The organism is Geobacter hydrogenophilus, assembly GCF_018501225.1.
Classification (GTDB): Bacteria; Desulfobacterota; Desulfuromonadia; order Geobacterales; family Geobacteraceae; genus Geobacter; species Geobacter hydrogenophilus.
In genome coordinates this window covers 643882-670320 of sequence record NZ_JAHCZI010000001.1, presented here as the reverse complement: position 1 = coordinate 670320, position 26439 = coordinate 643882, and the positions used below count along the sequence as shown (strand labels likewise).

Annotated in this window: 26 protein-coding genes; 17 read left to right on the top strand and 9 right to left on the bottom strand. The window is 61.6% G+C overall.

Annotated elements, in window-relative coordinates; translation table 11 throughout:
- Positions 1 to 4: 4 nt before the first annotated feature.
- Both KI811_RS02955 and KI811_RS02950 read right to left on the bottom strand, forming a co-directional pair.
- On the bottom strand, positions 5 to 889 hold the full coding sequence (locus tag KI811_RS02955) for a carbon-nitrogen hydrolase (RefSeq protein WP_281415115.1): 885 nt from the start codon (positions 887 to 889) through the stop codon (positions 5 to 7).
- Complete coding sequence (locus tag KI811_RS02950) at positions 886 to 1911, bottom strand: agmatine deiminase family protein (RefSeq protein ID WP_214184993.1); 1026 nt, start codon at positions 1909 to 1911, stop codon at positions 886 to 888. The genes KI811_RS02955 and KI811_RS02950 overlap by 4 nt, the downstream gene beginning before the upstream one ends.
- A gap of 268 nt (positions 1912 to 2179) precedes the next feature.
- Here KI811_RS02950 and KI811_RS02945 point away from each other — a divergent pair, with 268 nt between their 5' ends.
- Positions 2180 to 3832 (top strand): methyl-accepting chemotaxis protein, encoded by a 1653-nt coding sequence (locus KI811_RS02945; protein WP_214184992.1) that lies wholly within the window; start codon positions 2180 to 2182, stop codon positions 3830 to 3832.
- 126 nt (positions 3833 to 3958) lie between these two features.
- On the opposite strand, the gene KI811_RS02940 is transcribed toward KI811_RS02945, so the two are convergent.
- Complete coding sequence (locus tag KI811_RS02940) at positions 3959 to 5875, bottom strand: MASE3 domain-containing protein (RefSeq protein ID WP_214184991.1); 1917 nt, start codon at positions 5873 to 5875, stop codon at positions 3959 to 3961.
- Positions 5876 to 6074: 199 nt separating this feature from the next.
- Between KI811_RS02940 and nudC the strand changes: the two genes are divergently transcribed.
- From nudC to KI811_RS02890, 11 genes are all read left to right on the top strand, one after another.
- Positions 6075 to 6950, top strand: coding sequence for an NAD(+) diphosphatase (gene nudC, locus KI811_RS02935; protein ID WP_214184990.1), 876 nt, complete (start codon positions 6075 to 6077; stop codon positions 6948 to 6950).
- Between the two features lie 24 nt (positions 6951 to 6974).
- Positions 6975 to 7415 (top strand): DUF4149 domain-containing protein, encoded by a 441-nt coding sequence (locus KI811_RS02930; protein WP_214184989.1) that lies wholly within the window; start codon positions 6975 to 6977, stop codon positions 7413 to 7415.
- A gap of 275 nt (positions 7416 to 7690) precedes the next feature.
- The gene (locus KI811_RS02925) at positions 7691 to 7846 is read left to right on the top strand and encodes a hypothetical protein (RefSeq protein WP_214184988.1); all 156 of its coding nucleotides are present in this window, start codon (positions 7691 to 7693) and stop codon (positions 7844 to 7846) included.
- A gap of 28 nt (positions 7847 to 7874) precedes the next feature.
- Positions 7875 to 9701, top strand: coding sequence for a hypothetical protein (locus tag KI811_RS02920; RefSeq protein WP_214184987.1), 1827 nt, complete (start codon positions 7875 to 7877; stop codon positions 9699 to 9701).
- 11 nt (positions 9702 to 9712) lie between these two features.
- Entirely contained in the window at positions 9713 to 10477 is a 765-nt protein-coding gene (locus tag KI811_RS02915) for a hypothetical protein (protein WP_343213588.1), read from the top strand.
- A gap of 534 nt (positions 10478 to 11011) precedes the next feature.
- Entirely contained in the window at positions 11012 to 11140 is a 129-nt protein-coding gene (locus KI811_RS18735) for a hypothetical protein (protein WP_281415114.1), read from the top strand.
- Between the two features lie 26 nt (positions 11141 to 11166).
- Positions 11167 to 13113, top strand: a complete 1947-nt coding sequence (locus KI811_RS02910) for a hypothetical protein (RefSeq protein ID WP_214184986.1) — start codon at positions 11167 to 11169, stop codon at positions 13111 to 13113.
- A 45-nt stretch (positions 13114 to 13158) separates the two neighbouring features.
- Complete coding sequence (locus tag KI811_RS02905; RefSeq protein WP_246551236.1) at positions 13159 to 13392, top strand: hypothetical protein; 234 nt, start codon at positions 13159 to 13161, stop codon at positions 13390 to 13392.
- Between the two features lie 80 nt (positions 13393 to 13472).
- Complete coding sequence (locus tag KI811_RS02900; protein WP_246551235.1) at positions 13473 to 14354, top strand: DUF2156 domain-containing protein; 882 nt, start codon at positions 13473 to 13475, stop codon at positions 14352 to 14354.
- A gap of 5 nt (positions 14355 to 14359) precedes the next feature.
- Entirely contained in the window at positions 14360 to 15442 is a 1083-nt protein-coding gene (locus KI811_RS02895) for a class I SAM-dependent methyltransferase (RefSeq protein ID WP_214184984.1), read from the top strand.
- Between the two features lie 221 nt (positions 15443 to 15663).
- A complete protein-coding gene (locus KI811_RS02890; RefSeq protein WP_214184983.1) occupies positions 15664 to 16149 on the top strand; it encodes a YchJ family protein in 486 nt (161 codons plus the stop codon).
- A gap of 201 nt (positions 16150 to 16350) precedes the next feature.
- On the opposite strand, the gene KI811_RS02885 is transcribed toward KI811_RS02890, so the two are convergent.
- The gene (locus KI811_RS02885) at positions 16351 to 17385 is read right to left on the bottom strand and encodes a ribonuclease Z (RefSeq protein WP_214184982.1); all 1035 of its coding nucleotides are present in this window, start codon (positions 17383 to 17385) and stop codon (positions 16351 to 16353) included.
- 134 nt (positions 17386 to 17519) lie between these two features.
- On the opposite strand from KI811_RS02885, the gene KI811_RS02880 reads away from it, so the two are divergent.
- Entirely contained in the window at positions 17520 to 17906 is a 387-nt protein-coding gene (locus KI811_RS02880) for a PilZ domain-containing protein (RefSeq protein ID WP_214184981.1), read from the top strand.
- On the opposite strand, the gene KI811_RS02875 is transcribed toward KI811_RS02880, so the two are convergent.
- The 3 genes from KI811_RS02875 to KI811_RS18730 are packed head-to-tail and all read right to left on the bottom strand — an operon-like array spanning position 17833 to position 19604.
- Positions 17833 to 18726 (bottom strand): alpha/beta fold hydrolase, encoded by an 894-nt coding sequence (locus KI811_RS02875; protein ID WP_214184980.1) that lies wholly within the window; start codon positions 18724 to 18726, stop codon positions 17833 to 17835. The two genes, KI811_RS02880 and KI811_RS02875, sit on opposite strands and share 74 nt — an antisense overlap.
- Positions 18727 to 18733: 7 nt before the next feature.
- A complete protein-coding gene (locus KI811_RS02870) occupies positions 18734 to 19132 on the bottom strand; it encodes a secondary thiamine-phosphate synthase enzyme YjbQ (RefSeq protein WP_214184979.1) in 399 nt (132 codons plus the stop codon).
- A 28-nt stretch (positions 19133 to 19160) separates the two neighbouring features.
- Positions 19161 to 19604: a tetratricopeptide repeat protein gene (locus tag KI811_RS18730; protein ID WP_214184978.1), complete on the bottom strand. Its 444-nt coding sequence runs from the start codon at positions 19602 to 19604 to the stop codon at positions 19161 to 19163.
- 179 nt (positions 19605 to 19783) lie between these two features.
- Between KI811_RS18730 and sucC the strand changes: the two genes are divergently transcribed.
- The 3 genes from sucC to KI811_RS02850 all read left to right on the top strand — a co-directional run bounded on the left by sucC (position 19784) and on the right by KI811_RS02850 (position 23666).
- On the top strand, positions 19784 to 20941 hold the full coding sequence (gene sucC / locus KI811_RS02860) for an ADP-forming succinate--CoA ligase subunit beta (protein WP_214184977.1): 1158 nt from the start codon (positions 19784 to 19786) through the stop codon (positions 20939 to 20941).
- 97 nt (positions 20942 to 21038) lie between these two features.
- Positions 21039 to 21914 (top strand): succinate--CoA ligase subunit alpha, encoded by an 876-nt coding sequence (gene sucD / locus KI811_RS02855; RefSeq protein ID WP_214184976.1) that lies wholly within the window; start codon positions 21039 to 21041, stop codon positions 21912 to 21914.
- Positions 21915 to 22055: 141 nt separating this feature from the next.
- A complete protein-coding gene (locus KI811_RS02850) occupies positions 22056 to 23666 on the top strand; it encodes a PAS domain S-box protein (protein WP_214184975.1) in 1611 nt (536 codons plus the stop codon).
- A 74-nt stretch (positions 23667 to 23740) separates the two neighbouring features.
- Here the strand turns inward: KI811_RS02850 and KI811_RS02845 are convergent, their stop codons facing one another.
- Positions 23741 to 24934 carry a pyridoxal phosphate-dependent aminotransferase gene (locus KI811_RS02845; protein WP_214184974.1) on the bottom strand — a complete coding sequence of 398 codons (1194 nt, stop codon included), beginning with the start codon at positions 24932 to 24934 and terminating at the stop codon, positions 23741 to 23743.
- A gap of 199 nt (positions 24935 to 25133) precedes the next feature.
- Between KI811_RS02845 and KI811_RS02840 the strand changes: the two genes are divergently transcribed.
- A complete protein-coding gene (locus KI811_RS02840; protein ID WP_214184973.1) occupies positions 25134 to 25853 on the top strand; it encodes a cytochrome C in 720 nt (239 codons plus the stop codon).
- 28 nt (positions 25854 to 25881) lie between these two features.
- Here the strand turns inward: KI811_RS02840 and KI811_RS02835 are convergent, their stop codons facing one another.
- Positions 25882 to 26409: a GspH/FimT family pseudopilin gene (locus KI811_RS02835; protein ID WP_214184972.1), complete on the bottom strand. Its 528-nt coding sequence runs from the start codon at positions 26407 to 26409 to the stop codon at positions 25882 to 25884.
- Positions 26410 to 26439: the final 30 nt, after the last annotated feature.

The window sequence follows — 26439 nt, the reverse complement described above, 5'->3', positions numbered from 1 at the left end:
GCGGTTAGTCCCGGTACCGCTTCAGGAGATCCCCGTACGCCTCGATCCGCCGGTCCCGCAGGAACGGCCAGACGCGGCGCACCGCCTCGCTGCGGGCCAGATCGATCTCGGCAATGAGAAGCTCCTCGTGGCTGTTGGCGGCCTGGGCGATGATCTCCCCCTGGGGGCCGGCAACGAAGCTGGAGCCCCAGAACTGGCTCCCCGGCAGGACGCCGGAGGGGTCGGGCTCGTGCCCCACCCGGTTCACGCTCACCACCGGGACGCCGTTGGCCACAGCGTGGGCCCGCTGGATGGTGATCCATGCCTCCTTCTGGCGGACCTTCTCCTCGTCCTCGTCCCGGGGATCCCAGCCGATGGCGGTGGGGTAGATGAGAAGCTCGGCCCCGGCAAGGGCCATGAGGCGGGCCGCCTCGGGATACCACTGGTCCCAGCAGACAAGGACGCCGAGGCGTCCCACCGAGGTCCGGACCGGCTCGAACCCCAAGTCGCCGGGGGTGAAGTAAAACTTCTCGTAGTAGCCGGGGTCGTCGGGGATGTGCATCTTGCGGTACTTCCCGGCGATTGAGCCGTCCTTCTCGAAGACGACAGCGGTATTATGGTAGAGCCCCGGCGCCCGCTTCTCGAACAGGGAGGAGACGAGCACCACCCCGAACTCCTTGGCCACGCCCCCCAGAAGCTCGGTGGTGGGGCCGGGGATCTCCTCGGCCAGGTCGAAGTGGCCGGTATCCTCGTTCTGGCAGAAATAGGGACCGCAGTGAAGCTCCTGAAGCACTACGAGCTTCGCCCCCAGAGCGCTCGCCTTGCGGATGTTCTCGATGCTTTTCGCGAGATTGAGGTCCTTGTCGGCGGTGCAACTCTGCTGGACAAGGGCGACTGTCAAACGCTTCATGGAAGTACTCCTTTGGGGATCTGCATGGTCACGCAGTGGAGCGAGCCGTGCTGGAGGATAAGGGGACGGCAGTCGATGCCGATGATCTCCCGGCCGGGGAACGCCTGGCCGATGGCCGCTAGGGCGGCCTCGTCGGCTGAATCGTCGTAGGTGGGAACCAGGACGGCGCCGTTGATGACGAGATAGTTGGCGTAGGTGGCCGGAAGCCGCTCCCCCTCTTCATCGTGGCAGGGGCGGGGCCAGGGGAGCGGAATCAGCCGATAGGGGTTCCCTTCCCGGGTCCGGAGCGCCTTCAGCTCCTTTTCCATCAGGAAGAGGGCCGGGTAGTGCTCGTCGGTGGCGTCGTCGCACCGGACGTACACGATGGTGTCGTCGGGGGCGAGCCGGGCCAGGGTGTCGATGTGGGAGTCGGTGTCGTCGCCGGCCAGGTACCCGTTTTCGATCCAGAGGATGCGGTCTGCGCCCAACTTCTCCCCCAGGGCCCGCTCGATCTCTTTCCTCGACAGGTGGGGATTGCGGTTGGGGCTCAGGAGGCACTCGGTGGTGGTGAGAATCGTCCCACGTCCGTCGCTCTCGATGCTTCCCCCTTCCAGGATGAGACCCACGGTCTCTAGGGGGGTGGCGCCGAAGGCGCCGGCTCGGTGGAGCCGGCTGGTAATGAGGTTGTCCCGGTCGGCGGCAAACTTGAGCCCCCAGCCGTTGAAGCCGAAGTCGAGGAGAACCGGCGCGCCGTCCCGCTCCACGGTCAGGGGGCCGAAATCCCTGGCCCAGGTATCGTTGGTGGGGATCTCCTCGATCCGCACCCGTTCTATCCGGGCGCCCGCGGCGGAGAGGATGGCGGCGGTCCGCTCCCTGTCGGCGGCCACCACCAGAGCCGTCTCGAAGCGGGTGATCTCTTTGACGATCTGGGCGAACACCAGTTCCACCATGGGAAGCCAGGGGAGCCAGTCGCTCTCGGCGTGGGGCCAGGCGAGGAGGACGCCGTCCTGTTTTTCCCATTCGGCGGGGAAACGTAAAATCATGCTGCTTTCCTTTGGTCAGATCCGGGATAAAAACAAGAAATCGTATAAAAAATGGGGAGAAAATACAATGAATGATTTCGTTGGCCCGGCGACATCCGATGGGATGTTAGTTAGCCTTAACTATTGATAGAACATGTGTTTTGAAAGATTTTAGCAATAAATACTAAAGAGAGGTCCCCCTTGTCCGATAAGAGGAAGTGTGCCGGGCCAGGAGCGCGTCGAATCTGCTGGGCTGGCATCTTATTTCATGGATGAGAGGAGTTGGAGTATGAAGATGTGGAGCGATCTCAAGGTGAGGGCGAAGCTGATGGTGATGGTCTGCGGTGTCTGCCTCGCCCTCCTGGCGGTCGGCGGGGTCGGTCTCGGCAATATGCGGGGGCTAGCCGGGCACATGGGGAATCTCAATACGGGTATCGGGCATGTGGCGCAGGTTTCGGAGATGAAAAGCACATTCCTTCAGATGCGGCTTTCGCTGGTCTACATGCTGGCTCTGACTGACGCTGCCAAGATCGCTCAAAAGGGAGAGGAATTTGAAAAAAATGCCTCCCTGCTCAAGGAGTCCATTGACCGGTTCCTGAAGTCCTCTTTAGACGAAGGCGAAAAGGCGCAGATTGCGGAGTTCAAGAGCGGGTTTGAGGCCTACATGGCCGGCGGCGCCAAGCTTGCCGAAATGGCCCGTTCCGCCGCCGCATCCGGCAACCCCGCAGCCCGGGCCGAAGCCACGGCGTTTGCGACCGAAAATGTTGCCCCCCTCTACGAAAAACCGGCGAAGGTGATTGCCACCCTCGTTGAGGCAAACGTGAAGGAAAGCCGGCAGATGTATGAAGAAGATATGGCTTCCTACCGCCGCGCCCTGGCAGTGACGGTAGTGGTGCTGGTCCTTGCCGTATCCCTGTCACTGGTCGGCGGCACCGCCATCGCCGCGTCCATCAGCCGTCCCCTCAACAGAGTGCTCGATGTTCTGAACCGGGTGGCGTCCGGCGACCTGACCGCCCGGGCCGATGTTGAAACCAGCGACGAGATGGGGCTCCTCTCCCGTCACCTGAACACCACCGCGGAGAAGATCAACGAGATCATCTCGCTGGTTGCCCATAACGCCTCCCAGGTAACAGCCGCAGCCACCCAACTCCACGCCACGGCCACCCAGATGTCCACCGGCGCCGAGGAGGTGGCCCAGCAGGCGGCCACCGTGGCCACCGCCAGCGAGGAGATGGCCGCCACGTCGGCGGAGATCGCCCAGAACTGCACCTTGGCCGCCGAGAGCTCCCGCCACGCCAATGACCGGGCCGAAACGGGATCGTCGGTGGTGCAGGAAACCCTCACGGTCATGAACCGGATCGCCGACCGGGTCCGCTCGTCATCCCACACCGTCGGGAGCCTGGGGGAGCGGAGCGACCAGATCGGCGAGATCGTCGGCACCATCGAGGATATCGCCGACCAGACAAACCTCCTGGCCCTGAACGCCGCCATCGAGGCTGCCCGGGCCGGTGAGCAGGGGCGCGGGTTTGCCGTTGTTGCCGATGAGGTGCGGGCCCTGGCCGAGCGCACCACCAAGGCCACCAAGGAGATTGCCCTGATGATCAAGGCGATTCAGGGGGAGACCAGGGGAGCGGTATCATCCATGGAGGAAGGGGTGAAGGAGGTGGAGAAGGGGACCTCCGACGCTTCCAAATCCGGCGAAGCGCTTGAGGCGATCCTGGAGCAGATCGGCGGCGTCACCATGCAGGTGAGCCAGATCGCCACCGCCGCCGAGCAGCAGACCGCCACCACCTGCGAGATCAACGACAACATTCGTCAGATCACCGACGTGGTCCAGCACACCGCCCGGGGTGCCGAGGAGTCGGCCCAGGCCGCGGAGCAGCTTGCCAAGCTGGCCGAGGATCTTCAGGTTCTGGTGGGGCAGTTCACGCTGGCTGCCTGAAGACCCATTGTTCCTGCGCCTGACGGAGCTGCTTCGTCGTCGGCACAGTGTTGGTGCCGTATCAAGAAAAAGCCCGCGAGTCGCCTCGCGGGCTTTTTTGAGTGCGCGGAGTCAGTGGCGGGGCTGTCAGAGAGAGAAGTAGAAGGTGGCCCCTTTTCCCTTCTCACCTTCTGCCCAGATCCTTCCTCCGTGACGCTGGACGATCCGGGCCACGGTGGCGAGGCCGATCCCTTCTCCCCTGAACGCGGCCCCCGAGTCGAGGCGTTCGAAGGGAACGAAAAGGCGGTGGGCGTCGGCCATGTCGAACCCGACGCCGTTGTCGCGCAGGAAAAATACCGGTTTGCCGCCCTGGATCGCACCGAATTCGATGTGCGCCTCTTCCTGTGTGCCGGTGTACTTCCAGGCGTTGCCAAGGAGATTGTCGAGAATGATTCTCATCAGCCGGGGATCGCCGTGGGTTGTCAGGTTGCCGGCAATGGCGAATGACGCCTGTCGTTGGGGTTCCCGTGCCTGAAGCTCCCCTGCCACCTCCTTCGCCAATGCGCTCAGGTCGACCGTCTCGGGGGAGAGCTCGCCCCGGGAGATGTGGGCGAATCTGAGCAGCGTGTCGATGAGCCGGTTCATGCGGAGCGTCTCCCGGTGGATGATATCGACGAGTCTCCTGCACTGCGGATCCAGCCCCCGGCCGAACAGCTCCTGGATGACCTGGGCGGCGCCGTTGATATTGGTGAGGGGGCTCCTCAGGTCGTGGGACACCGTGTAGCTGAAGGCCTCCAACTCCTTGTTGGCAGCTTCCATTTCCTGGTTGACCGCTTCCAGTTGCTCCACCGTCGCTTCCAGTTCGCAGTTGGTATCTTCCAGCTTTTTTGCCCGTTGCGTCAATTCGGCGTTGAGGAGTTTCACCTCGCGCTCGGCCCGCCTCCGCGCGGTAACGTCCCGCACGATCCCCAGGAGGCACTTTCTGTTGTCAAGCTCGATCCCCACCGCCGAATAGAGTCCTTCGATGGTTTCCCCCTGTTTTTTGCGGAGAGTGACTTCCAGATTGAGTACCTTCTCCCCCTTCTCTATGGTCCCCATGATTTGGTCCCGCTGTTCCTGATCGACCCAGATGCCCATTTCCCGGGAGGTGCGGCCGAGCACCTCCTCCCGCCGCCATCCCAGGGTATTCTCGAAGGCCTCGTTCACCTCCAGGTATTTCCCCTCGGCCAGGGAGGTAATGACCATCATGGTCGGGGCGGTATGGAACGCCTTGGCGAATTTTTCCTCGCTCTCCTTCAACTCCCGGAACAGGAGGTCATAGGGGCGCGTCAGGCTGGTCTCCACCGTCCCCTTGTAGATCAGAAAAACCGCCGCCACCTTGAGGAGATGTCCCACCAGGTTGCTGAGGCCATAGACGTCTACATAAATGGTGAAGGCCAGTTCGGCCATGGCCATGAGCACGATGGCGGCGGAGAGAATGTTTACGATGCGCCGGTCAAAGAACTCCCGCTTCCTTCTCAGGAAGGCAAGGGCGGCGAGGAACGTCAGCGAAATGAAATACTCGCTCCCGATCTTGAAGGGGGTGAGCCCGACCCCTTCCTCAAAGCACGGGGGGAAGATTCCTCCGAAAATTGAGGCAATCAAGGTCGCCGTAACGACCAGGTAGGCCGCCAGCGTGGCTGCGGGACGAAATGTGCGTCCGATGAGGAGTGGGGCCATGAGAAGCGAGATGCTTTGGAGGTAGCGGGCAGTGATCCAGAGCTGGGTGGGAAGGTTGGGGCCGTTGCCGGGGAAGACCCCCATCCCCTTGTATGCCATCGTGTGGAGGAGGTCGACCCCGCCCACGCAGAGATGGGCTATGCCGATGAACAGGAGATAGGGACTGGTGGGAAAGCGGCGGGCATTCCAGGCAATGACGAAGATCCCCCCTGACACCAGCACCGAGAACATTTCAGTCACCGTGTGGAAGAGGAGATAGTTGCCGCGACTCGCGATCCAGAGTCCAGCGAGGATTGCCGCCGCCATTGCGGCACTGAGCCACGGGACGGTTGTCTTCTCGGTCATAGGATGGATTCCGTCATTGTTTATTGACACAGTGGCGCTGCTGCTCGGAAAGAAACCGTTAATCCGGCAAGAGTATACAGATATGCCGCTGCCGGGTGCAACAGGGATTTTTTTATGCCGGGCCGGTGAAACGGTTATCGGCTGTTGCGTCGTCGCACGCCGGCAGGTATCCTTGAACGAGTTCACTGGAGGTCTTCCCATGCCCTATCCCGACACGGCCAATCTCCCCTTCAACGCGACGGTCATCGCCGACGGTTTCACTCCCGCACCTCCCGATTCGGGGGGAGGGGACGGACCGGGCGTCTGGGCCGTTCTCCGTGGAAACGCCCTCGTGGTGGAAGAGCGTGGGGGAACCCTCGCACTCCCCGAGGGGGAGCGGCCCCAATGGCTTTCCGCCGGGCGGGAGACAATCACTATCGGCCGCTGGTACGGCCGTCCCCTCAGGATCGCCCGGATGTCGGCACAGGATCCGCTTCTCTCCCCGTTCGTGGCCGAACCCTTCAACGCAACGGGCGAGCGCCTCGACGACGCGACTCTCACCATCGGCGGCATGGCCCAGCAGATTCTCCATTGGGAACGCGACAGTCGCTTCTGCGCCCGCTGCGGCGCTCCCCTGGAGCGCTTGCCGGGGACCTGGGGCAAGCGCTGCCCGCCATGCGGCGTCGAGCATTTTCCCCACATCCACCCCTGTGCCATCGTTCTCGTGAAGCGGGGGGACGAGTTCCTTCTCACCCGCAAGCCCGAATGGGCTCCGGGGCGCTACGGGCTCGTGGCGGGATTCCTCGACTTCGGCGAATCCCTGGAGGAGTGCGCCCGCCGCGAGGTGCTGGAGGAAACCGGCGTGGAGATCGGCGCCATCCGCTACGTGGGGAGCCAGTGCTGGCCCTTCCCGAGCCAGCTCATGGCGGGCTTCGTGGCCGAGTACGCCAGGGGCGAGATACGCGTCGACCATGCCGAGTTGGAGGATGCCCGCTGGTTCAGCCCTGGCGCCATGCCGGCGTCGATCCCCCCCCAACGGAGCATCGCCCGGTGGATCATCGACCGTTTCGCGATCGGGGGCCAGGGAAAACCATAACCGTTCTTGTCAAGGAGGATTGCCGTGTCATTTTTTTCAGTTCTCTGCCGTTTGGCCGTCGCCCTCTGGGTGGGGGGCGCCGCCCTGTTCACCTTCGTGCTCACCCCCACCATCTTCAGAACCGAAACCCGCGACGTGGCGGGACGCATCGTCGGGTACCTCTTTCCCGGCTACTTCCGATGGGGGTTGGCCTGCGGCGCCGTGGCCCTCCTGGCGCTTCTGCTCGCGCGGGGAAAGAACTGGATGCCGGCGGCGGTCCTCCTTGTCGTAATGTTGACAGTCACCGCGTTCCAGGCCTTCCATGTTGAGCCGAAGGCCGCCCTCATCAAGCAGCAGATTCCTTCCTTCGAAACCACCCCCAAGGATCACCCCATGCGCCGGGAATTCTCCAAACTCCACGGCATCTCCGCCGTCTGTAACCTGTCGGTCATCGCAGGTGGCGTGGTGCTTATAGTTTTGTTGTAACGATTTCCACCATATTCCTCATAGCATGGCCCCCCTGGTATCTGCCGGGCGGGGCTTTTTGTTTGCTTGATAACGAATGGTGTCTGTTGTGGCTCTGATTTTGCAAAATATGGCTAAGTGGTGTTTCTGATTAATAATTCCGTTGAATGATTTGCATTGCTGAAACATTTTTTTCTCTAAAGTGTTATGGATTTGTGCCAAAAAAGTCACTATGTATCGGCCATTGCCGGACACCGCCAAGAATCGAGAAATCAATAAAAAAAGGGGACGCAACGATGAACAAGAGATGGTTGGTGATGATCGGCATGGTTGCCATGACCTGTGCTCTTCTTGCAGGGTGCGGTGGCGGCGGCGGTAGCAGCAGTGGTGGGGGAGGAGGCGGCGGAGGCGGAGGCGTAACAACAGGAACGGTTACAGGGACTGCCAAGTAGCGGGTTACGGGAAGGATGAGGTGAATAGATGAAACAGAAACTGCTCTCTTTTGCATCTGCCGCTGCCCTTGTGTCGACCTGTGCCGCCCCGGTGGCCTTTGCGGCAACAGCGCCTTTAGCGGACGGCACCTATACGATTACGGTCAGCAAGTTTAACTCCAATGGTACGCTCTCAACCGTCTCCTCGAATTCTGCCGTTGCGACGGGGGAAAAGCTTGATTTCACCCTCTCGTCCATGCCGACCAAGAGCGATGCGAATTTCCTCCTCTTCGAGCTGAAGGCCGCCAACGGAACGGTTGTGCGGCAGGGATTCGCGCCGGCACCGCCGGTGAGCGCCACCAACAAGCTCGGCATCAACGAGATGTCCGACAAGCAGGCGAAGGTAGTGAAGGAAGCGGCAGCCTTGGCAGGGAGCGATGATCCGATCCTGATGTCATACCTTTTGGTGATTCTCCGTTCTCCCGGCATCACAGACGCCGATATTCCCGTGATTGCACAGATGGGTAAGGCGGGAATTCTGGGTAGCGGTGGTTTCGAAGGTTTTTTGACATCCCCGTCAGGTGGAAACATAACCACCAACCAGTTGAAATCTCTCAAGGACTGTCTCATCTACAACAGCGATGGGACCCAAAAAACCCTCCGGAGCTTCACCGAGGGGTACTATGACGCTGTCAATATGATGACAGCGGAAGAACAGAAGGAAATGCAGAAGGCCGGGGGCCTGATGGGTGAAATATTCATCGATGCCGCCACCTGTGCCGGGATCAAGCCCGATCTGGTTCTTGCCGCCCATAATGCAGCAGGTGTGGCGGTTGACGACGATGGAAGCATGGACACCCTGTGGGCCCAGAATCCGAACTTTGCCAGCGCCATGGACAGCGCCATGACCACCTTCCACCTGCGGATTTCCGCCTCGAACCTTGCCGACGAATATTCCAAGGCACTGACTGCCCTTGGCGCCTCAGGCAGCCAGGTAACGGATTTTCTCGATGCCGGCCGGAGCCTCATGACAAGCTTCGAGAATCTTGAAGCCCAGTATGCCGGGTTCTACACGGACCCGGAGGGCTATGCGGCATCCAAGGGAACGACAGTGGACGTTATCCAGGGCGAACTCCAGGATGCCTACCAGGCAGCATTCACTACTTTCCAGGGTTCCATTGCTTCCAAGCCTACCGATATCAATACAATGAAAACGAGTGTCCTGACGATACTTCCCCATGGGGCGATGTTGCCCGACGATTTCGGGACCTATACAATGTTTACCGCCCAGGACCAACCGACGTGTGAAGCTGCCGGCGGCACATGGGGGATGACCGGATGTGTCGCCAACTGGCCCATTCCCCAGACGGTCATGGTGACGTGGCTGGCAGGCATTCTCGGCAATGGCGGCGACTTTGCCTATACTCGGGACACGACGCCGCTTCCGTCTTTCGCCGAAGGGTTCTGGGGGGGCGAGTGCACCATGGCCGCGGACCAGGCCACCTGTAACATGAGTGGCGGCATGTGGACCCAGTCCAATTCCTGCGTGGTTATGATGCAGAAGGGGATGTGCGTGGGAATAGGGGGCGAATGGAATGCACGGCACACGTTCTCCTCCGGCAATGCCGCTTTCAATGGATTTCAGGGGATACAGGAAGATATCGCGATTCTGGAGATGAAGCGGCAGGCGGACAGGGAAACGATGCCCGCGGCGGGTGAGAGTGAACAGCTTTATGAAATGCGGGCCAAGAAGAACTTTGTCGATGGTTTGGCAACGCTCGCAGGCAAAATAACCGGCAGGATCAACGCCGCAACCCCCATCTCAACCGAGTTGAAGCAGGCGATCATTACCCTGATGCGGCAACCGAACATGTAGCGGACCGGCACGTGCGGGCGGCATCCCCGCCCGCACCCTTCACCATGGACACCCTTCAGCGTTTCATCATAGTTTCTCTGGCACTCCACCTGGGGGGGCTTGCCGCCTTTTCCTGGTATGGTTCCACGACTGCCGGACAGCAGAAGCTTCAAACCGTCACCTGGGTTGTGGACGTTGTTACGGACATACGCAGCGAGCAGGCAGGGCCGGACAATGGCGAAGCCGTTCGGGACCAGACGGTTTTGCCCCCCCGGGATGAGCCGCAGTCGCCTCCCGAATCTGTTTCCCCTGCGGAAGAGCCCCATGACGCCCCTCCCGCGCCTCCCCCTCCAGCCAACCAGGAAGCTTCACCAGCCGACTCATCCGGTACGGTCGTGCTGGGGGGCGCCCCTGTCAACACCGTTGCCCTGACCGGTGCATTCATCGGCCAAGGGTTTCGCAACACCATGAATGCCCAGGCCATAGTCGCGCAGTTGGGGAACTACCGGAGGGTTTCGGGTCTGGCTCTCAAGGGGATGGTCTCGCAGGCCCTTCCCGCCGAAGAGCGTCAGCGGTCGGACGAAGTTCGGGGTACCGTTCTGGTAACCTTCCAAGACGGCGCTGTCGCCTCCCTTTCGGTGGAGTCGGAGAACGAGCAGTTCCGCTCCCTCCTCCGTGACCAGATCGACTGGAGCCTTTTCCCGGCGCCGCGCCAGTTTTCCCTTCCCATTTCCCGCGTCGCCTGCACGGTCAGCGTCTCCAACGGCAAAATCAGGGTCGGGGTCGGTCCGATCTGATTTTGCCTCATCACCTCATGGCCCCCACGGCCGACATTCCCGGCCTCCCGGCGTCGCGCCCCCCTTGCCCTTGCCGACAAGCACCCCAAGGATCACCTCATGCGCCGGGAGCTTTCCATGCTCCACGGTGTCTCCGCCGCATGTAACCTGTCGGTCATCGTTGGCGGGGTGGCGTTGGTTATTCTGCTGCAGCGATCTCTATCCGCTCCGTTTATTTTACGGCCCCTCTGGCATCCGCTGGGGGGGCCTTTTGGTTTGCATGCACAGGGTCAGTGCAGTCTGGCGCTATTCATTAAGCAGTGAACTATGTTTTATTTTTGTGTGGCTTGATAACGTTTGATAACTACTGATTGTGGCTGGTTTTTTTGTTTCTGATTTGTACGGTGACAAATGCGCTGACTGGAGCTGCTTTGTGTGTTTTGTAACATTTTTTTCTAAAGTTTTGCCAATAGTTGCCGAAACAAAATCTACAGCCATCGACTTGGTACGAAGACAACAATGGCAATTCAATAGCGAAAAAGGAGGTACGGAATGATGAACAAGAAATGGTTGGTTATGATCAGCATGATTGTCATGGCCTGCGCTCTTCTTGCGGGGTGCGGCGGCAGCAGTGGCGGCTCGGGCGGCGGAACGACGGGAACGATTTCAGGAACTGCCAAGTAGCGTCGCGCACAAGGAGGAAATAAACAGTGAAAAGAAATCTCATGACGTCAATCGGTGCAGCCGCCCTTGCTACTGCCCTGGCCGGGCCAGCCTCGGCCGCGCCCGCCGACCCCTTGGCAGCCAACACTCAGTATACCGTTTTGGTCAAAAAGATGAACGGCGACGGCTCTACGACACTGGTTGATTCGGCTAACGCCACCACCGATGCCGATGGAAAGCTCACCTTCAACTTCACCACAATGCCCACTAGGCCCGATACCAATTTCATTGTCTTCGAGGTGAAGGATACCAACAGCACCGTCCGGCAGGGAATCGCGCCGGCCCCCCCGGAAAACGACCCTAACCTTCTTGGCATCAACAACCTCTCCACGGTCCAGACGAAGGCGCTCCTGGCCGCGGCTGCCGAAGCCGGCAGCGACGACCCGATCATGATGGCCTATGCCCTGACGCTGCTCCGTACGCCCAGCGCGACACCCGGCGACGCCACCATCATCGGCAAGCTGGGCAAGGGGGCAATCATTGGGGGATTCGAGGCATTCCTCACGGACCCGGCCAAGGGGAACGTGAGCACCGAGGGATTGGCGAAACTGAAGGAGTGCCTGATTTACAACGAAGCAGCGGGGGCCAAGACCCTCCGCGACTTCACCGAAAGCTTTTACAATGCCAACGCGGCGTCCAGCGATGCCGCTGCCGACGAAGAGATGCAGAAGGCCGGCGGGTTCATGGCCGAGATGTTCATGGATGCGGCGAAATGCGCCAATATCGACCTGGGGCTCATCAATGCGGCCCACAATGCTGCGGGAGACGCCGCCGAGGCGATTGAGGATCCTCCCGGCACTCCCATCATGACCGGCCTGAGTCCGGCGGTTCAAATTGCCATTGAGCAGGCCATGTCCACCTTCCACAAGCGGATTGCCATCGTCAAGGTGTCCGGCGAGTATAATAAGGCCCTTGCCGCCCTGAATGCTTCCGGTGACGAAAGAAACAGGTTCCTTGCCGCCGTTAGTGACGTGGCAACGGCCATGGGAGCGGTGGAGTCGCAATACGCCGGCTTCTATGTGGACCCTCAGGCCTATGCGGACGCCCATAACAGCGGTGATGTCGCTGCAGCGCAGGCGGACATAGACGCCGCATACCAGACTGTCTGGAACGATTTCATGACGGCCATGGCCTCCACCGACGATGACATAATCGCCATGACGGAGAAGGTGGTTGCCGGGTTCCGTTTTTCACCGGGCCAGCTGCCGGGTGGTTTCGGGAAATTCATGAACTCCGAAGGTCAGAGCGTCAACTGGCCCATTCCCCAGACGGTGATGGTTTCATGGCTTGGGGACCTGATGAGCGGGGGAGGAACCTTCAGTTACCTGAATAACCGGGATGATACCACCATTCCCGAATGGGTAAAATGGATGGGAAACTGCACTAAGGCCGCGGATTTTGCTCCTGTATGTGCTCAGTTCGGCCTGACATGGGACGGAAACAATTGCGTCGGGCTTCAACCGGACCAACCAACCTGCGAGCAAAACAGTGCGTTTATGTGGTCGGGAAGCAATTGCCAGGTACGTGCCGAAATGCTCGGCTCAAGCGCCTGCCAGGGTCCGTCCTACTATGACGCATCAAGTGGCAAGTGCGTCCTGATGGGCCAAATGAAGGATTCATGTAGTGGCGCTGGCGGGACCTGGACCACCGCGCGTACCGACTACGCTTCGATGCCGGCAGAGATGGGTGCCTTCCGCGATCTGCTTGCCCTGCAGGAAGACATCAATATCATCGATTTTGAACGGATGAGCATCTGGCAGGGGGCGGGGGCAAACCCGACCGGAGCGGAAGAAGCTGCCGCAAAGCTTGCATTCGAGCAAAAACTGGCCTCCATCAAGAACAAAATTGCCGCAACCACCAACGGCACCACGTCCATAACCGCCGAGCAGAAGGCAGCCATCGTCAAGCTGATCATGCAGCCCAGTATGGACTGAAAGAGCACGGGGGACGGCTACCACCGTCCCCCTAATTCTATGGCCATGCCTTTTCGCCTCGACCGTGCCACCGGAACCGTTCTGGTAACCTTCCAGGACGGCGTTGTCGTCTCACTTTTGGTGGAGTCGGAGAACGAGCAGTTCCGCTCCCTCCTCCGTGACCAGGTCGACTGGAGCCTCCTCCCGGCGCCCCGCCAGTTTTCCCTTCCCATTTCCCGCGTCGCCTGCACGGTCAGCGTCTCCAACGGCAAAATCAGGGTCGGGGTCGGCCCCATCTGATATTTTTGCCTCATCGCCTCAATGGAATTTGTCCGCCGCTCTTCTCTCCGCGTCTGCTATACTCTCTCCCCATGGATCCCATGACCGACATCCCCGGCTTCCCGGCGTCGCGCCCCCTTTCCCTCGCCGACAAGCCCTTTTTCGACGCCGTTTTTGCCGAACTCCAACCCCGGGTTTCGGAGATCACCTTTGCCAATCTCTACCTCTTCCGGGAAGCCCATGGCTACCGGCTCGCTCTGGCGGGTGACTCCCTGGTAGTGCTCGGGAAGGGGTACGGCGGCGAGGAGTATTTCCTTCCTCCCCTTGGCGGAGATGTGGCCGGCGCCCTTCGGGTGCTCCTTGGCGCAGGGATGTCCCTCTACGGTGCCGACGAGCCCTTTGTGTCCCGGTTCCTGGCCGTCGAGGGGGTGGCCGTGGAGGAGGACCGGGATGCCTTTGACTACCTCCACCTTCGGCAGGAACTGGCGGAACTCCCCGGCAACCGGTTCCACAAAAAGAAAAACCGGATCAACTATTTCACCGCTCGGCATTCCTTCACTGTTGAGCTTTACGGCGAGGCCCACCGTGATGGCTGCCTGGCGCTCCTCGACGAGTGGCGCCGGGTCCGCAACGGCATCGACAGCCCTTCCCTGGGACTGGAGGCGAAGGCAGGGGCGGAGGCCCTCATGCTCGCGGACAGCCTCGGCCTCGAAGGGGTGGTCGTTCTCGTGGAGGGGCGGGTGGCGGCCTTCGCCCTGGGGGAGCGGCTCAACCGCGACACGGCGGTCTGCCACTTCGAGAAGAACGACCCGTTCATGGAAGGGGTTTCCCAACTGGTGGACCGGGAGTTCAACCGGCTCCTCTTCACCGACTGCACCTGGACTAACCGCGAGCAGGACCTGGGAGAGCCGGGGCTGCGGGCCGCGAAGCTGTCGTACCACCCGGTGGAGCTGGTGAAGAAGTACCGGGCACGAAGGGTGTGACCGGCATGAACGACGAGCTTCGCCGCCACTACGAGCGGTGGGTCTACCCCCGCTATCCGCTCCTTGCCTCGGTTCGCCCCTGGGATACCTATGCCCTGAACCTGGACACCCTCCATGCCCGCTTCAACGGTGCGCTCCCCAGCAGTCATGCCCGCCGCATCCTCCTGGCCGGGTGCGGGAGCTTTTCACCGTATCCCACCTCCCTGGCCAACCCCGGCGTCCCCATCACCGCCCTTGACCTGTCGGCCGCGAATCTGCGGCGAGCCCGGCTCCATTGCCTGCTCCACGGCCGGTTCGGCATCGCTTTCGAGCGGGGCGACATCCAGGACTCGGCAGCAGCTTCGGGGGAATACGGCTTCATCGACTCCTTCGGGGTAATCCACCACCTGCCGAACCCCCTGGAAGGGCTGCGCGCCCTGGAGCGGCGTCTGGCGCCGGGGGGGATTCTGCGGCTCATGGTATACAGCCGGGGGGCGCGGCGGGAGGCCGAATCGATCCGCACGGCCCTGCGGCTCCTGAAAATAAGGGATGTGGCAACGGTGAAGCGGCTCATCAGGCGGGCGCCGGCAGGGTCCCGCTTCCGGCGGTATGTGGACGCTTCCGGCGAGGCCGCCTTCGATGCCGGCATTGCCGACGCCTTCCTCCACCCCCGGACCCGCGCCTACCGCACCGACGAGCTCATGGCGCTGGTGGCGGAGACAGGGCTCACCCCTCTCATGTTCGCCCATGACGGCGCCCTGCCTTCTGTCCCGGAGGAGGTGGCGCGGCTGCGGCGCCTCGAACGGGAAGGGGAGGAGACGCCGAACTTCATCCTCTATTTGGGGCGTCAACCTATAGGAGAGTGCGGCCTTTCCGCCGATGCCCGCCTCATGCTCAACCCTGCGCTCCGTGCGGCGGTCAGCCCCCTTCGTCTGGCGCAACTGGTGATTCCGCCGCGGCTCGGCCGCCCCAACTCTCCCCTCTGCTTTGCCGAAAAACGCTTCCTGCGCCGTTTCATCTCCCCTACCCCGGTGGCATCCCTTGCCCCGGAAGAGCGTGAACGGGCGCGTCCCTTTCTCGATGCCCTCTTTCTGGTGGCCTTTCGATAACGATTCCCTCTCCTTGGGGAGAGGGGTAGGCGTGAGGGGAAACCGGCAATTGTCCCTCACCCGTCCTACGGGCACCCTCTCCCCAAGGAGAGGGGAACTGCGTTGACCTGGGTTCCTTAGCCCGCCGACTGCCTGTTAACGGTTGACACGACGGACACGTGACGGTATCAATAATCCGGTCCGAACCGGACCACCAATTACACCGTTTCAAGGAGCATCCCATGTCAGACTTCTGCCCCTGCGGCACCGGCCGTCCCTTCGCCGACTGCTGCGAGCCGTTCATCACGGGGAAACGCGCCCCCCTCACCGCCGAGGAGCTCATGCGCTCCCGCTACTCCGCCTATACGAAGGTGGAGATCGGCTACATCCACGACACCACCCATCCGGAACACCGGGGAGACTTCGACGAGAAGGGAACCCGCGAGTGGGCCGAGACCTCCCGCTGGGAGGGGCTTGAGATTGTCTCGACCCTGGCAGGCGGGGCCGACGATACGGAAGGGAAGGTGGAGTTCATTGCCCGCTACCGCGACAAGGATGTGCGGCGGGCCCACCACGAGCTGGCCGAGTTCAAGAAACTGGATGGTGCCTGGTACTTCACCGACGGCGTCGGCGTGAAGACTGCCCCTGCTACCAGCGTCAAGGTGGGGCGAAATGATCCGTGCCCCTGCGGCAGCGGCCAGAAGTACAAGAAGTGCTGCGGTAAGTAGGGATACCGTGTCCCGAAACCTTTGAATAACACGGAGCAACGGAGCACACGGAGAAATCAAAACCAAAACAGGGCTATCAGGAATTACTAACTAAGACGAATACAGCGCTTTTACCCCCCTGCCTTCGGCTTCCCCCCTATTTTATAGGGGGGACTGAGGGGGGTCGAATAGTCAATGCACTTGTTAGTAACGGATTGTTGCTCAGTTGCTCCGAGTTTCAGGTGTTTTTTCGCTAAAGGACGCCTCTTCCAACTCCCTCCGTAGCATCTCCTCCATTCCCCTATATTGGGGCGAAAAGTGAAATGGCACCACCCGCATCGCCCCTGCTTCCCGGGCCAGCTCACCGGCCTGGCGGGCGGTCAGGTGGCTCCGCTGCCGGGCCCGCTCCTCCTCCGCATGGAGAAACGTCGTCTCGATGAAGAGGTAGTCGGCTCCCCGGGCCAGTTCCACGATCCGTAAACCGTTCTCCGGGGTGAATCCCGCGTCGGTCACGTAGACAACCCGTTGCCCCGGCACTATCCCCACCAGGCGTTCCCGCAGCTCTCCCAGGGGATAGATCCGCTCCCGCACCTGGCCCCCCTCCCGCCACCAGACCCTGAACGGCGCCTCGTTCCGCTCTCCCCGAAGAATTGTCTTCTTCAGCTCCCGAAGCCACTCCCCCGTGGGGAGTCCCATCTCCTCCAGGCAGTTCTTGCGGATGTTCACGTGGAGCTTTTCCTCCAGGGCAAAGGCAAGGCAGGGAGTGCCGTGGTCCAGGAAGGCGGCCCGCACCCGGAAGGTTTCTTCGTCGAGGATGACGCCGCCGGAGATGTGCCCCCAGCTTTCATTTTCCGGAACGAACTCGCGCCGGCAGTGAAATTCCACCGTCCTTACCCCGCCGCCCGGAGCCAGTTCCGTGGCCTCCACCGTGAAGTCGGTGGGATAGCTCTCCACCAGGTTCCAGGTGTAGCCGGCCAGCCGGTGGGCCACCTGGTCCGTGAAGCCGGGGGGGCCGTAGAGGCGGAGCCGCTTCTCCCGCCCCAGGCAGAGGCGCACCACCCGGTCGAGGCCGATGAAGTGGTCCACGTGGGTGTGGGAAACGAAGATGTCCGAGATGCGGAGGACCTTCCGGGGGGGGAGGGGAGCTATGTCTCCCAGGTCGAAGAGGATGGCACGGCGCTCGAAGAGAAAATCCACGTAAACGCCGGGGTCATCGAAGGGGCCGTTCACGGGTATCGGGTGGAACAGGGGGGGCATGGGGTCCTCCGGTAGGGACGGCGTGGCTGCGAAAGATGAAATGGGTCGTCACGCCGGCACTTTTCCTTGCATTCCGTGGGGTAAGGTGTGCTACTATCCGCCCGTTAATGAAAGCTGTTGAAAGGTAAGGGGCCATGGCGGAAAAACGGGACATCACCAGGCACAAGAAGCGGCTGTCGCTGCGGTTCGGCACGACTACTCCCACGCGCCTCGCCTACACCGAAGATGTTTCGGCCCACGGTCTCTTCATCAAAACCACCAACCTTTGCCCGCCGGGAACCCGCATCCAGGTCGAGCTGACCCTCCCCGACGAGGAGCCGGTCTTCCTGGAGGGGATGGTCCGCTGGACCAAGAAGGTTCCCCCCCAGATGATCCATCTCGTGAAGAAGAGCGGCATGGGGGTCATGATCACGAAGTTCATCGCCGGCGAGATGGCCTACCGGCAGTTCATCGACGAGCTTCACGCCAAGACCGGCCACTCCCTTCCTCCCGCTCCTCTCCGTTCCCCAGAAACTCCATAATCGCCGCAAAGGTCTCGCGGGGCCTCTCCTCGTGGGGGTTGTGGCCGCAGCCGTCGAGCACCGCGAGCCGTGCATCCGGCATCTCTTCCGCGAGGCGCTTCCCCTGGCCGATTCGCACGATCCGGTCCTCCTTTCCCCAAACAATCAGCGTCGGCACGTCGATCTCCCGGTAACGGGCCGTAATCGCGCCGTAGCTGCCCGGGTCGATGGCCCGGGCGCTCCGGATCAGGACTCCCGCCATGCCACGCCGGCCGAAGCAGCGCTCGTAACGCCTGATCCGCTCGGGAGTGATGGCCCTCGTGTCGTGGAAGACCCGGGCAAGGGTGTAGCGGACAATGGTGCGCACCGGGATGAGGGCCATGCCGATGCGGGCCAGGAGGGGAATCCGGAGCCACCCCATGAGCCGCGGCAGCTTCTGGGGGTAGGCGGAACAGGCGACGAGGATGAGCCGCGCTACGAGGCCCGTGTCTCCCCGGTCCCTGGCCTGGAGGGTTACGAGGAGGACGATGGCGCCGCCGAGGGAATGCCCGGTGAGGATGACGTGCGAAAGTCCCATGGACTTGATGAATGCGGCTGTCACGGCGGCCTGCTCCTCGATGGCGTAGGAGCCGGTGCAGGGCTTGGAGGAAAAGCCGAACCCCTTCAGGTCGATGAGATAGAGGGTGAAACGTTCTGCCGGGAAGAGGGGGGCGATGTCATCCCATGTGGTGAGGGCCGCCGCGAAGCCGTGGACAAAGACGACCGGCGTGGGGCCGCGGCCGACAACGCGGTAGCTGATGTCGACGCCGGGGCCGTAGGCGAAGGTGAGCCTGTCGCCCATGGCGGCGTCAGCAGGAGACGATCTTGAGGGCAACCTTGCGCTGGCGCGGCCCGTCGAACTCGCAGAGGTAGATGGATTGCCAGGTGCCGAGCAGGAGCTTCCCTTCGATGAAAAAGACCGTCAGGGAAGTGCCGGTGAGGGTCGACTTGATGTGGGCGTCGGAGTTCCCTTCCTTGTGGGTGAAGTACGGGTCGCGGGGGACGAGGCGGTCAAGGTAGGTCAGTATGTCCCGTTGGACGGCCGGGTCCGCCCCCTCATTGATGGTCAAGCCGGCGGTGGTGTGGAGGACGAAGATATGGCAAACGCCACAGGTGACGCCGGATCCCCGCACCTGCTCCCGTACAAGGGGGGTGATGTCGATGAACTCCGCTTTAGCCTTGCTCCTGATTTCCAGGTATCTGACCATGGCCCCATCCCTCCCTATTATTTATCCGTCACCTGAGCCTCAACTTTTTCATAAATATGCCGAGATACTTATTAATGGGGTGATCACGCCTGAGGAAACCGACTACCGGCGGCTTGCGCAGGCCGATCTTGCGCAGTTCCGCCTCGATGTGGGCGTTCGCTTCGTACAGGAGCCCCTGGCGAAATACGTGGATGGCGTCTTTCGTGCGCCCAGCCAGGAGATGCACTCGCCCCAGGTTCAGGTAGTGGACCGCGTTTTGAGGATCTTTGCGGATCGCTTCCTGGCAAAGCTGAATTGCCCGGTCGAACTGACGGCGCTCCTTGGCGAGACAGAAGGCCAGATAGGACCAGTTGGCGGGAGTATTTCGGCGTTCTACTGCCTCTTCGAAGCATTCGAGGGCAAGGGATGTCTTGCCGCTGTTGGCGGCCCGGATGCCCCTGGCAACAAGCTCCTCGATGTTTGTGCCGGCCACGGCTTCCTCCTGATGAAGTGTCTGGTAGTATTATAAAAGTTCAACGGGAGGTGTAAACACTTTTTCTTTTCTTTTTCTGGTGGTTATAGAGAAACTCGACAGAGGAAAAATTATTCTTAACCGCTGTTTTATTTTGTGGTATACCTAAAAAACTTTTATTCAAACTAAAAGGAGGGGGCATGAACATCCATGAGTACCAGGCAAAGGAGATCCTGAGCTCTTACAGCATCCCGGTTCCGCGGGGGCGGGTGGCACTCACGTCAGACCAGGTGGAACGGGCTGCCAAGGAGATGGGGGGGCGCTGCGTCATCAAGGCCCAGATCTACGCTGGCGGCCGCGGCAAGGCGGGCGGAGTGAAGCTGGTCCACCACCCGGAGCAGGCCCAGGATTACGGCAAGGAGCTCTTCGGCAAGCGACTCGTGACCCCCCAGACCGGCCCCGAGGGGCTGAAGGTCCGCCGCATCCTCGTGGAGGAGGCGGTGGAGATTGCCCGGGAGTTCTACCTCTCCATCACCCTGGACCGGGCAACCTCCCGCTACTGCCTCATCGCCTCCGCCGAAGGGGGGGTGGACATCGAGGAGGTGGCCCAAAAGTCCCCCGAGAAGATCCACGTCCTCACCATCGACCCCTACACGGGACTTCGCCCCTACCAGGCCCGCAGGATCGCACTGGCCCTGGGGCTCACGGGGAGCCTCTGCGAGGACTGCGTTGAGCTGATGCTGAACCTCTACAAGGTTGTGCTCGACAAGGATTGCTCCCTGGTGGAGATCAACCCCCTCGTGGTGACCCGGGCCGGGTGGCTCATGGCCATGGACGCCAAGATCAACTTCGACGACAACGCCATCTTCCGGCACCGGGAATACCCCGACATGATGGACTACTCCCAGTTGGACACCCTAGAGATCAATGCCGGCAAGTACGACCTTTCCTATATCAAGCTTTCCGGCAACGTCGGCTGCATGGTGAACGGCGCCGGCCTTGCCATGGCCACCCTCGACGTGCTCAAGGAGTATGGCGGCGAGCCGGCCAACTTCCTGGACGTGGGGGGCGGGGCCACCCGCGAGAAGGTGGCCGAGGCCTTCAAGATCATCCTGGAGGACGGGGACGTGAAGGGGGTTTTCGTCAATATCTTCGGCGGGATCATGCGCTGCGACGTCATCGCCCAGGGGATCATCGAGGCGGCAAGCGAGGTCCACTGCACCCTCCCCATCGTGGTCCGGATGGACGGGAGCAAGGTGCAGGAGGGGAAGCAACTCCTGGTGGATTCGGGGCTCAACGTCCAGACCGCCGACTCCCTCGGCGAGGGGGCGGAGCGGATCGTGCAGATGCTGGGGTGAATGGTTCCGTGGGGGCGCCGCTTGCTGCGCCCTGATATTCGGGACGGCCAGGGCGCGGCAAGCAGCGCCCCTACACATCAATTGACGGAGATCATCAATGTCCATACTCATAAACAGGGATTCAAAGATAGTCGTCCAGGGGATTACCGGCCGCAGTGGCCTCTTCCACACCCAGCAGTGCCGTGACTACGGCTCCAAGATCGTGGCCGGCGTTACCCCCGGCAAGGGGGGGATCCACATCGAGGGTATCCCGGTCTTCAACACCGTGGAGGAGGCGGTAAGGTACACCGGCGCCAATGTCTCCATGATTTTCGTGCCGCCCCCGGGGGCCGCCGACGCCATCCTTGAAGCGGCCGACGCGGGGATCGACCTGGCGGTCTGCATCACCGAGGGGATACCGGTGCGCGACATGGTGCCGGTGAAGCGGGTGATCCAGCAGACCAGGACGCGGCTTGTGGGGCCCAACTGCCCCGGCGTCATCACCCCCGGCGAGTGCAAGGTGGGGATCATGCCCGGCTACATCCACAAGCCGGGGAAGATCGGTGTCGTCTCCCGCAGCGGCACCCTCACCTACGAGGCGGTGAAGCAGATTACCGAGGCGGGGCTCGGCCAGTCAACCTGTGTTGGCATTGGCGGCGACCCCATCATCGGCATGCAGTTCATCGACGTCCTCAGGCTCTTCAACGAAGACCCGGAAACCGAGGCGGTCTTCATGATCGGCGAGATCGGCGGAAGTGCAGAGGAGGACGCCGCCGAGTGGATCCGGGAGAACATGAAAAAGCCGGTGGCCGCCTTCATCGCCGGGGTTACCGCGCCTCCAGGAAAGCGGATGGGTCATGCCGGCGCCATCATCACCGGCGGGAAGGGAAAGGCTGAGGACAAGATCCGAACCCTGGGCGAGTGCGGCGTGGTCGTGGCCCCGAGCCCCACGAAAATGGGGGCGGCCATGCTGGAGGCGCTGGGCAAGAAGTAAGGAGTTCCGTTGCGTTGTTGACTAAGGAGGGCCATGGCCAGGAAGGCATGGCCCTTCTTTTTTGCCGGGTTTTTGTGTATCCTCCCTGGAGGCAAACACTCCAGGTGTTTTCGCAGGATGGGGCAGCGGCATGGAGGAACAATGGGTGAAGAGTCAGACGTGATCGTCGAGCTGCAGCGGGAGATTGAGGCGTTGCGCGAGCGCATCCGGGACTTCGAGGCGCGGGAAGCCGAATGCGGCCTGGTACATCAGGAACTGATCCGTGCCCGTCGCGAGTGGGAGGGTATCTTTCAGGGGATTGCCCATCCGACGGTGATCCTCGATTCCCGGCACGTGATCGTTGCAGTCAACAGGGCTGTGGTGACGGCGACCGGGAAGAGCGAAGAGGAAATTATCGGCAGGAAATGTTACGAGGTCTTCCACAATTCGGGATGCACTGAGCCGCCACAGGGGTGTCCCATGGAGAAGGTGCTCCTTTCGAACAACGTTGAAACCGTTGAGATGGAGGCCGAGGCCTTTGGCGGCGTCTTTCTCGTGTCATGCACCCCTGTCTTCGACGATGGGGGAAAGGTGGACAAGATCATCCACATTGCCACCGATATCACCGCGCGCAAAAGGGCCGAGGAGGCCTTGCGGGAGAGCGAGGAACGGTACCGGATCGTGGCCGACTACTCCTCCGACTGGGATTTCTGGCTCTCGCCCGAGGGTAGCCTTTTATACGTTTCGCCTGCCTGCCTTGATATTACCGGCTATACCCCCGCTGAGTTCTACGCCGACCCCCGCCTGAACGCGGCAATCGTCCACCCCGACGACCGGGAACTGATGGCGCGCCACAACGAAGAAGCGATGCTCTCCAGCGGAAAAATCGCAATGGAGCTGCGTATTGTCGGCAAAACGGGCGAAACCCGCTGGATATCCCATGTCTGCCAGAGTGTTTACGACAGCGAAGGACGAAGTCAGGGACGCCGCGCCAGCAACCGCGATATCACGGCTCTCAAGCGGGTTGAGGAGGAAAACCGGAGGCTCCATGCCGAACTCGAACTCCGGGTCATGGAGCGGACCGCCCAGCTCGAAGCGGCCAACCGAGAGCTCGAGTCCTTCAGCTACTCGGTATCCCACGACCTGCGCGCCCCGTTGCGCCACATCGAGGGGTTCACCAGCATCCTTATGGAGGATTGCGCCGAGGGCCTCGATGAAAAGGCGCAAGGGTATCTGGATCGTGTCGTCCGCGCCACCAGGCGTATGGATGAACTGGTGGACGCCCTTCTCAGGCTTTCCCGTTACACCAGGGACTATATGACGTTCGAGCCGGTTGACCTGAGCGACATGGCCAGGGAGATCATGGGAGAGTTGACCAAGAGCAACCCGGAACGGAAGGTGAGCATTGCCATCCAGGAAGGGCTCAGGGCCATGGGAGACGCGCGCCTCCTGCGGGTGGTGATGGAGAACCTTCTCGGCAACGCCTGGAAGTTCACGGGAAAGGTTGAGGAGGGGGAGATCGAATTCGGGAGGGAAGAGTGCGACGGGCGTGGCGTGTTTTTCATCCGGGACAATGGCGCGGGGTTTGATATGGCGTATTCAAACAAGCTGTTCAACGCCTTCCAGAGGCTCCATGGCAGCGACGAGTTCGAGGGGACCGGCATCGGCCTCGCCACGGTTCAGCGGATCATTCACCGCCACGGCGGCGAGGTCAGGGCCGATGCGGCGCCGAACCGGGGGGCCACCTTCTCGTTCACGCTTCCCCCGGCGTGAAGCCGGTTATGCCGGAAACGAAAAGAGCGATGCCCCTTCGGCACCGCTCTTTTCCTTGGAATATCCATCCAACGCTATCCCCGCAGCCCCGTCTCCTGGGCCAGCTTCCGCCAGGCAGGCAAGCTCCGCTCGATCATCCCCCGGTCGACGCAGTAGGCGATCCGGAAGAAACCGGGGGCGCCGAAGCCGGCCCCGGGAACCAGCAGAATCCGGTGCTTCTGGGCCAGCTTCACGAACTCCACATCGTCGGCCAGCGGTGACTTGGGGAAGAGGTAGAAGGCGCCGTCGGGCCGCACCATCTCGAAGCCCATGGCGGTGAGGTTGTCGTAGAGGAGATCCCGCTTGGTCTGGTACTCGCCGATGTCCACGGAGGCCCGCTGGAGCTTTGCCACGAGCCGCTGCATGAGGGCCGGGGCGTTGACGTAGCCGAGGACCCGGTTGCTGAAGACCGCCCCTTCCATGAACTGCTCCACGCCGCGGGCCCTGGGGTTGGCGGCCATGTAGCCGATCCGCTCCCCCGGGAGTGCAAGGTCCTTGCTGTGGGAGGTAACGATGACCGAGCTCTCCACGTACCGGAAGATGTTGGGGACGTGCTTGCCGTCGAAGGCGATCCGGGCGTAGGGCTCGTCGGAGATGACGTAGATCTGCCGGTCGTAGCGCTGCTCCGCCCGCGCAAGCATTTCGCCCAGCTCCTTCAGGCTCTCCTCCGGGTAGATGACGCCGGTGGGGTTATTGGGGGAGCAGATGATGACGGCCCGGGTCTTGTTGGTGATGGCCGCCTCGATGGCCGGGATGTTCAGCTGGAAGGTCTCCCGGTTGGTCCAGACCTCCTTGGGCACCCCGCCGTGGTTGTCGATGTAGAACTTGTACTCCACGAAGTAGGGGGTGAGGATGATCACCTCTTCCCCCGGGTTGAGGATGGTCTTCAGGACCACGTTCAGGGCGCCACCGGCCCCGCAGGTCATCACCACGTGCTCGGCCCCGACCGGCAGGCCGGACGCCTCGGCCAGCACCTCGGCCACGGCGGCCCGGGTCTCCAGGTAGCCGGCGTTGTTCATGTAGCGGTGCATGCCGGGAATCGGGCGGGTGGCGAGCCGGGCGAATTCCTCCTGAAACTCCCGGGGGGGCTCCGTGTCGGGATTGCCGAGGGTGAAGTCATACACGTTCTCGGCCCCGTGGACCTGGCGCAGGCGCTCCCCCTCCTCGAACATTTTTCTTATCCAGGATGACTTGGAGATATGGCCGGCGATTTTTGTGGCGATGGGCATGGTGAACCTCGCTGTGAATAGTGTTTGCAATGTTGTAACACAGGAGTCGGAGAGGGGCAAGAAGGGGTTGTCGGGGGACTGCTTCGGGAAGGTGTGGAAATAGTGCGGGCATTGGGCTATAAAGGGAGGGGAAATTGCAGCCGAAATCCTTGAACGCGCGCGGTTGCCGTGAGACAGCCCTTATCCCGGCGAGGAATGAATGAACAGGTATCTGACCCTTTGGTTGTTTGGCATGGCAATGGTGGCACTTCTTGGCTCCGGTTCCCCGGCTGGCGCCATGTCGGCCTATTCCCGCATCTACAAGATGGAGTGCAGCGCGTGCCACACCAAGAATGTGCCCGAATTGAACGATTTCGGCATCGAGTTCTACAAGAACCGGCTCGTGATTCCGGGTAAGGATAAAGGGGGCAAACCGGCGGATGTGCAGGGTACGGCCGCCGGCGGCACGGCGGCCAAACCGGCTTCCGGCGCTGAGTCGACTGCTCCCCGCACCTCGGCTGTTGCCGAAGAAAACGTCAGCGGCGAAGGGGCGGAGGAGCAGAAACCGGTGGAAGAGCCGCCGCCGACCGTGGTCTACCGGGTGAAATCAGCCGATGGGAGCGTTTTTTTCACCGACAATCCGCTCCGCAAGGGAGGGGCTCCCCCGGAGCAGGGTGTGAGAGGAAAAAGGCATGCTGCCCGGACCAGGAAGGTCGCCGTGCAGTCCGGCGTGAAGCGGAATGAGCGACCGCATTCGGCGGCAGAATCCTCCGGCGCGGGGCGGGTCGCTGCGGTGGTAAAGGAGCACTACCGGAGTTATGAGGAATGCATGGAACGGTCGCTGGTGGGGAGTGCGGCGCCCGGCTCTGCCCAAGAGATGATGGAGTTTCTTACGGCAGTGGAGAAGAAATGCGCGGCTTTTCCGCCGGAGAAACGGTGAGAGCGAAGCGCTATATGCAGCTTCGCTCCTATTTTTTCTTGGTTGTGAGCATTCCGGACTGCGTCATGGATATTTCATAGAGCACCGCGGTACCTTCATTGACGGTGATGGTTCCGTCGCTGGGTGCACCTTTACGGTCGAAAAGCCTTACGGTTCCGTTGGGATTGAACTGCATGGATACATTAGCCAGGGAAGTACCGCCGCCGCTGCGTATGGTGGAGTTGGCGGGGATTGTCTGGGTTTGCTCCGACGTCCATCCGGTTTCCTGGGTGTTGTAAGCGCGGTCGCCCTGTAGCAGGCTGTAGCTGCTGCTGTTGGGCTTGAAGACCACCATCTGTTGCCGGTTTCTGGTAATGGCGCGGGACTTTGCCTCTCGCAGCATCGCCGTCATCCCCCGGGCCGTCTGCCGGTAGCCGAGGTTGTTGCGCCAGTCCACGAACGGCGGCAGCGCCACGGCAATGAGTATCGCTATGATGGCCACCACGATCATCACCTCGATGAGCGTGAAGCCTCCCGCCGTTATGTGTCCCTGCGCCGCTCTCTTTCCTCTCTTCATGTCAGTGTCCCTGCTGCAATCCATTCAATA